Below are 7,161 nucleotides of genomic sequence, written 5' to 3'. Positions count from 1 at the left end.
GGACCGAGACTTCTTCATATTCCGACTGGTCAAACTCTACGCCTAAAAATTTAACACTTCTAACTGCCAAATTTAACATATGCACCGCCATTTCGGCTTGACCCCAAAGATGCCGCGTAACTAAATAAATAGTTTGTATCGGCTATAAAAAAGCCACACCAGAGCAAGATGATGAAACTCCGAAAGACAGGATTTGAGCGCTCCGTCGACCTTTGTAATCCTCCGGGCAATGCTTGCCTCCCCGCGAGGGGATGAGGCCCGCCATTAGTCGGCTAAGCTTGTCTCGGTATTTCAGAATAAATTGAAGAGTTTCCCAATCGTCTCTGATGTGGTGTATTTTTATAACGCAAATTTACGCGTTTTCGTTTGATTTCGCAAGAGTGCGACCAAATTTTTTTACTTCTCGCGAGCGAGTATCAGTGCCGATGTAGGGGCTACAATGAGCTTTCCTCCCTTAGATGTGCCGAGCCCTGAGGCATTTAAGCGGCCATCTTCGGCAAGAACGGTCCAGTTGCCTTTGGCTACCTTTATTTCGCGATTTTCAGCCGAACCATTGAAGATGACTTTGATTTCCTTGTAGGCGTCACCATTGGCGTGGTCGATGAGGGAGTAAGAGATGAGTCCGGGAGCGGTCTTGTCAAACTTGATGTGGCGTGCCACCTGCTCGGCCGTTGTCATGCGGAAAGCGGGGTGCTCCTTGCGCAGTCTGATAAGCTGCTTGTAATATTCCATCTGCTCGGCGTTGGTGTGCTTGAGGTTCCAGTCGATGGCGTTGATGGAGTCGGGCGATTTGTAGGAATTGTGTACGCCTTTCTTGTCGCGAAACAGCTCTTCTCCGGCAAACATAAACGGTGTGCCCTGAGAGGTAAACACGATTGTCTGGGCGAGACGGGCCGCACGCTGACGCTCTGCATCGGTGGCTTCGGGCATTGATTTACGCAGCTTGTCGGTGAGCATGAGGTCGTCGTGACATGACACATAGTTGATGATCTGGGTCGGAGATGACGCGTAGGCAAATTTTGAGTTATTGCCTTTGGAGTAGTCGACCTGAGGATGGGCTGTGGCTCCGACGATACCGATTTTCACTGTCTCCTCAAGGCCCGGTTTGCCGGTGGCGAATCCGCGGTCGGCGGCATCGGAGTAGTGTCCCTTTATGGCATCGCGGATGTCGTCGCTGAACACTGCTATCTGAGGCATTTTTGCGACATTCTCCTTTAGTGCGCGCTGCTCGACGGGCAGAGGTGAGTCACCTGCAGTCCATCCCTCGCCGTAGACGAAGATGTCGGGATTGATTTCCTTGAGTGCGGCTATGACTTGATTCATCGTTTCGATGTCATGTATGGCCATAAGATCAAATCGAAATCCGTCGATGTGATATTCTTTTGCCCAGTACTTAACGGAGTTGATGATGAAGTCGCGCATCTGCTGACGCTCCGAGGCTGTCTCGTTGCCGCAGCCTGAAGCGTCGCTATAGGTGCCGTCCTCGCGATGGCGGTAGTAATATCCGGGAGCTGTGAGCGAGAAGTTGGAGCCGTCGTTGTCGGCCGTGTGGTTGTAGACCACGTCCATAATCACACCAATGCCGTTGTCATGAAGCGATTTTACCATTTGCTTCATCTCTCTTACACGTGTGGCTGGATCGGTCGGGTTGGTTGAGTATGAGCCTTCGGGGGCATTGTAGTTAAACGGGTCATAGCCCCAGTTGTACTGGTTGGCCGGGAGATTTGACTCGTCGACACTGTTATAGTCATAGGAGGGAAGTATGTGCACGTGTGTGACACCAAGTTCTTTTAGGTGATCTATACCTGTTGACTCGCCCGTTGGATTGGAAGTCGACGGCTCGGTCAGGGCAAGAAATTTGCCCTTGTTCGCTATGCCCGACGAGGGGTCGACTGAAAAATCGCGGTGGTGCATTTCATAGATGACTGCATCGGTGATGTTCTTTATGGCAGGACCACGGTCGGAAGCCCATCCTTCGGGGTTGGTGGTCGAGAAGTCGATGATGGCGGCGCGCTCTCCGTTGATGCCGACGGCCTTGGCCCATACGCCCGGTGTCTCTTTGAGCCATTTGCCGCCCTGTTTTATGGTGAAGGTGTAAAATTTTCCATAAAGTCGGGTGGGGGAGGATGCGGTCCATGTGCCGTTTTCTCCGCGGGTCATGTCGATGGTCTCGATAGGCCGGGTGTTGAGACCGGATGGATAGACGGTCACTCTGACTGCTTCGGCTTCGGGTGACCACAGCCTCCAATGGGTGCCTGAACTGTTGACAGTCAGTTCGAGATCGGAGCCGTTGTATGTGGGATAGTCAGTATACTTTGAGTCGGGATTGGCGGCAAAAGCCGGCATGGTGCAGCAGATGGCAAGAGTTGTCAATGCAGGTAGGATTTTCATGTGAAAAGATAATGAGTATGTAAGTATGATACAGGATGTTGAATAATGGAATACAAAAATACAAAAGTTTCAAAAGAAACAAAAATTCTTTAATCTAAATAATGTTTTTTTGACAGATTAAAAGAGATTTTGTTTCTTTTGAAACTTTTGTAATCATGACATCTCTCAATGGGGAGAGTGTCAAGTATTGTGGAGAGGACTTAGTCGACTTTTACGACAAGGAAGTTGGACATCTGCCAAAATTTGGCGGGGTCGGTGATTTTGATGACTTTCTGACCGTTGATGTCGACAATCTGATAGGAGTCCTTGGGCTGTGAAGTCATCACCTCGGCCTTCTTGCTGTGAGTAGGTATCTCGGTAAGAGTACGTTTGTCGGCTGTCTGGAAGTAGCTCATGTCAAAGTCCCCCTTCATAACCTTGGTCTTGCGGAGGAAGCCTGACGAGAGTATGTCGCGCTCTTTGAGTTCCTTGTTGTTGCCAATGGCATAATAGCAGGTGTTGAGCTCTGCAATGGCTTTGTCAGCCTCGGCCTGAGCGGCGTCTTTGAGTTCTCGCTCGTTGGCTACATCGGTGCTGAGTGAATCAACCTGAGTGTTGAGAGTCGAGACGGTGCTGCTCAGTTCTTCAATCTTGATGTTGGCCGATGCAAGCTGATTGGTGAGAGTCGCGATTTCGGTGGTCTGGTCGGCTATCTGAGCCTTGAGGTTGGAGATTGTGCGCTTGAGGGTCGAGTTTTCGCCACCGGTTTTGGTAAGTTTCTCTTCGAGCTCGGCAAGACGTTCTCGACGTTCCTGAAGAGCCTGCTGAATGGCAATCATGTCGTTGCGTATCTGCTCTTTGCGTGAAGAGGATTCGGCACCGAGCCCTCCGGGAGTGCTGATGATTTTTTCGAGGTCTTTTATCTGAGCCATGCCGTCAGAGATGTCGTTGACAAGCACAAGCAGGCTGTCCTGAGTGGCGAGGGTCTCGCTGAGATCGCCTTTAAGCTGTTGGTTCTGAGCTTCAGCTTCACGGAGTTTGTCGCCGTTGCAGCCTGTGAGAATAGCGGCTGCAACAATTGCGATGGATGCAATCTTTTTCATATTGGATGGTGTTGAAAAGTGAGCTAATCAGTTGATTTCGTTGGATGTTGCTATGAATTGCTAAATGTCCTTATATTTGTTTTTGTGTACTTTTGGTGCAGAGTCTTCGGGAGCTCCCACAATTACAACAATCTCACCTCGCGGATTGTTTTCGGCAAAATAAGTCTGAAGCTCGCCGAGCGTTCCGCGGTGGGTGGTGTCGTGGAGTTTCGATACTTCTCGCGACACGCTTGCCGGTCTGTCGGCACCGCAAGTCTCTATGAGTTCACCAAGGGTTTTTACAAGCCGCAGCGGTGACTCATATATGATGCTTGTACAGTCGTTTGCGGCTATGCGCTCGAGGCGAGTGCGACGTCCTTTTTTGGGAGGGAGAAAGCCCTCGAAGATAAAGCGGTCGGTGGGTAATCCGGAGTTGACAAGTGCGGGAACGAAAGCCGTGGGGCCGGGGAGGGTCTCTACCTCGATGTCTTCGCGGCGACATTCACGCGTCAGGAGAAATCCGGGGTCGCTGATGCCGGGGGTGCCGGCGTCGGAAATCAGTGCTATGGTCTCACCCGCAAGCAGTCGGTCGATGATGGGGCGCACGGTGGCGTGTTCGTTAAACTTGTGGTGGGACGCGCATGGTGTGTCGATGCCGAAATGGCGCAGCAGCACTCCCGACGTGCGTGTGTCCTCGGCATAGATGAGGCTGCACGTTTTCAGCACCTCGACGGCCCGAGGTGTCATGTCGGACATGTTGCCCACCGGGGTGGGGACTATATATAGCTTGCCTGTGGTCATAGATAATCAGAAATGTTTTGCCACTACATCCATAAACGCCTTGACGTCCTCGTTGTCGGGGTCCCAGCAGAGGTCGTCATAGATGTATTCCTCGGCCTCAGTGATGGATGACATCTGGGAGATGACGTTGAGAGTCTCGTCAAATTCGTCCTGTGAGTTGCGAAACAGTTCGCGGCGGAAACGAAACTTGTCGTTGAGTGTAAATGCGCGGAAAATGTCTCTTGCGCGCTCGCGGGCGAGTTTTTCTTCAAGAGACTGCGGTGTCTCAATGCTTTCGTTGACAACCGGCGACTCGGGTGCGGCGGTCGCTTCGACAGCGGGAGTGGCTGCGACCGGCTCAGTGGCCATCATCTCTTCCTCCGCCAAAGCAGATGCTGCGGTAGCCTCGCTGTCGTTTGAATCCGCGGCGGGGCATTCTTCGGCCGGCTCTTCTTCCGTGGCAAGTGTCTCGGGACAGAGGGGGAAAGCCTTGGCGAGAAGGGCTGTCTTCTCGGCAATCATGTTGTCGACAGCCGGCACTGTGCCGCCGTCGGCGCGCTGTGACTGCAGCAGGAGAAGACCTTCGATTTCATAGGTCAGTCTGAGGAGGTCGTTATAGTTGCGTGACATAGTATACGTAATCTATTGGATTGTTTCTTCGTTATCAGTTTGCAAACTTACATCAAATAATTCTAATAACAAACGCTGGATGTCATTTTTTAAGGCCTGACGGCTACACTTGAAGCCGTTTGCTATGAAAACGAGCAGATGAGTGGGTCGTCCTACTTCGTCAAGAAGATAACCGCTGTAGGACTGCACGCCTTTCATCGAGCCGGTCTTCATGGCCACGCGTCCTTCGAGCGGGGTGTCGGCGAGAAAGTTTTTCATTGTGCCGTGAAGTCCGGCGAGCGGAAACAGTGACAGGTAAGTATCACCAAACTCATCGGCCAGCATCTGGCGGTTGATATTACCGAGAAAACGGGCCGTGAGCCTGTTGTCGCGCGACAGTCCGCTGCCGTCGACAATGTTGACGCCGTGCGCGCTGATGCCCCACATGGTCCATACGGCATGCTCTTCGGCTATAGCCTGAGCCCGTGTGCCGCCCGGCACTATAGCGCGCAGGATTCCTTCGGCCATAAGATTGTCAGAGCGGTGCATAAGGCTCTCCATGATGTCGCCGAAACGCGGCGACATGTGAGTATAGACCTCTGTCTCTACCGTCGATTTAAGCGGCGAGGTACGGTTTACGTTGATGCCCCGGTCTTTAAGTACGCTTATTATTTCGGCCCGCATGGCTTTATGCGGATAAGGCATGGAGAATGTCTCGCTGAATCCCCGGCGTATGTTTCCGCTCACGGTCATGGTCTCCGAGCCGTCCTTGCGGTCAACCTTGACACCTCGCCGCTTGGCGTTGACAAACTGAAATTTCAGGTCAGGCACTTCGGGAACAGTCTTACGGGAGGGTAGGGTGAGGCGAAATTTATTGTCGCGGAAGTTGGCTCCCTGCAGCCGTGCGCCATAATACCACGGGATGTCCTCGGCCATCCATCCCTGTGGGGTTGTGGCGTCGGTAAAGAGATTTTCGTCAATGATGACATCGCCGGTGACAGTGTGTATGCCCATGTCCAGGAGTCGAGAGGCAATACTGTCGGCAAAGCCTTGGGCTTGCGGGAAGTATTGCGATTCGATGGTCGGGTCGCCCACGGTGTGGACAATTATGTCGCCATGAAGCGTAGAATCGCTGACGGTGCCGCGAGCCGTGATGCGTGTGGCGAAACGCTCGTTGCTGTCGGCAAGGTTGAGCAGCGAGGCGCAGGTCACGGTCTTCATCACCGAGGCCGGCACCAGGCTACGGTCGATGTTGGCATTGACCACGTCGTAGTCCCATCTCAGGTCGTAGATCCATACGGCTGTGCGGGTGGTGTCAATCCCTGCGACAGTAAGCGGAAATGCCGCCATTCTCGCGACCGACAACAGGAGCGCGAGTGACAATATGAGTCGCAACGGCTTCATCAGTCCGAGGCTAATAAATCTTTAACGGCGGCAATCTTGTCGGCTGCAGTCTGGTCGGGGCGTATGGGGACGATGGTGCCATAACGGCGTGCGAGCCAATATTCGTCAGTGTCGGGATTGTCGGGTTCTTCGTTGTGAAATGTGCCGGTAAGCCAATAGAACGGCCGTCCGTGAGGTGTGGCATAGTCGGCGTATTCCTCGGTCCAGTAGCCGCGGGCCGCGCGCACCACTTTCATTCCGAGCGGCTCGCAGCCGGTGGGGAAGTTGACGTTAAGACATATTCCCTCGGGGAGTCCTTTGGCCAGGACATTGCCGATAATTTCCGAGATAAAGGGAGTCAGCGGCTCGAAGTCGGCATTCATAGAGTGGTCGAGCAGCGAGAAGCCGACTGACGGGATGCCGATGATGCATCCTTCCATCGTGGCACCCATTGTGCCGGAATAGATATTGTTGACAGCGGCATTTGAGCCGTGATTGATGCCTGAGAGCAGAAGGTCGGGCTTGCGGTCGAGTATGGCATGCATAGCCACTTTCACACAGTCGACGGGTGTGCCTGTGATGCTGTACACCTGGGCTCCGTCAATAGGCTGATGGGTGTGGACCTCAAGAGGCGCGTTGACAGTAAGGGCCGACGACTTGGCCGACTGGGGTGAGTGAGGGGCTCCTGCCACCACATCGCCGAAAGTCGCGGCGATGCGTATCAGATGCTCCAGACCGGGAGCGTGGATGCCGTCGTCGTTGGTTATAAATATGAGTGGACGATTGTTCATGCGTATTTTTGTTTTTTCGATTATATCATATGAAGTTGTTCAAACTTATTTCGAGATGTTAATAATACAGTAAAATAATAAAAATACAGCGCATTCAGCAAAGGGCGCACTATATTATAGTTCCCACACTCTAATATACCGTACCA

General features: G+C 52.6%; 6 protein-coding genes. All 6 read right to left on the bottom strand.

The features are described from left to right. Positions 1 to 396: 396 nt before the first annotated feature. The 6 genes from pulA to surE all read right to left on the bottom strand — a co-directional run bounded on the left by pulA (position 397) and on the right by surE (position 7,015). Positions 397 to 2,391 carry a type I pullulanase gene (gene pulA / locus QGT73_RS16515; RefSeq protein WP_280123165.1) on the bottom strand — a complete coding sequence of 665 codons (1,995 nt, stop codon included), beginning with the start codon at positions 2,389 to 2,391 and terminating at the stop codon, positions 397 to 399. Positions 2,392 to 2,591: 200 nt separating this feature from the next. After that, on the bottom strand, positions 2,592 to 3,473 hold the full coding sequence (locus tag QGT73_RS16510; RefSeq protein WP_123616188.1) for a Cbp1 family collagen-binding glycoprotein adhesin: 882 nt from the start codon (positions 3,471 to 3,473) through the stop codon (positions 2,592 to 2,594). A gap of 60 nt (positions 3,474 to 3,533) precedes the next feature. Continuing rightward, positions 3,534 to 4,253, bottom strand: coding sequence for a 16S rRNA (cytidine(1402)-2'-O)-methyltransferase (gene rsmI, locus QGT73_RS16505; protein ID WP_280123164.1), 720 nt, complete (start codon positions 4,251 to 4,253; stop codon positions 3,534 to 3,536). 6 nt (positions 4,254 to 4,259) lie between these two features. Next, positions 4,260 to 4,862, bottom strand: coding sequence for a hypothetical protein (locus QGT73_RS16500; RefSeq protein ID WP_280123163.1), 603 nt, complete (start codon positions 4,860 to 4,862; stop codon positions 4,260 to 4,262). Between the two features lie 12 nt (positions 4,863 to 4,874). Further along, positions 4,875 to 6,245 carry a D-alanyl-D-alanine carboxypeptidase/D-alanyl-D-alanine endopeptidase gene (gene dacB, locus QGT73_RS16495; protein WP_280123162.1) on the bottom strand — a complete coding sequence of 457 codons (1,371 nt, stop codon included), beginning with the start codon at positions 6,243 to 6,245 and terminating at the stop codon, positions 4,875 to 4,877. Next, positions 6,245 to 7,015 carry a 5'/3'-nucleotidase SurE gene (gene surE, locus QGT73_RS16490; RefSeq protein ID WP_280123161.1) on the bottom strand — a complete coding sequence of 257 codons (771 nt, stop codon included), beginning with the start codon at positions 7,013 to 7,015 and terminating at the stop codon, positions 6,245 to 6,247. The genes dacB and surE overlap by 1 nt, the downstream gene beginning before the upstream one ends. Positions 7,016 to 7,161: the final 146 nt, after the last annotated feature.

It is taken from the genome of Duncaniella muricolitica (assembly GCF_910574735.1).
Lineage (GTDB): Bacteria > Bacteroidota > Bacteroidia > Bacteroidales > Muribaculaceae > Duncaniella > Duncaniella muricolitica.
Note: the sequence above shows the minus strand (reverse complement) of the source record. Positions and strands in the feature narration are given on the sequence as shown.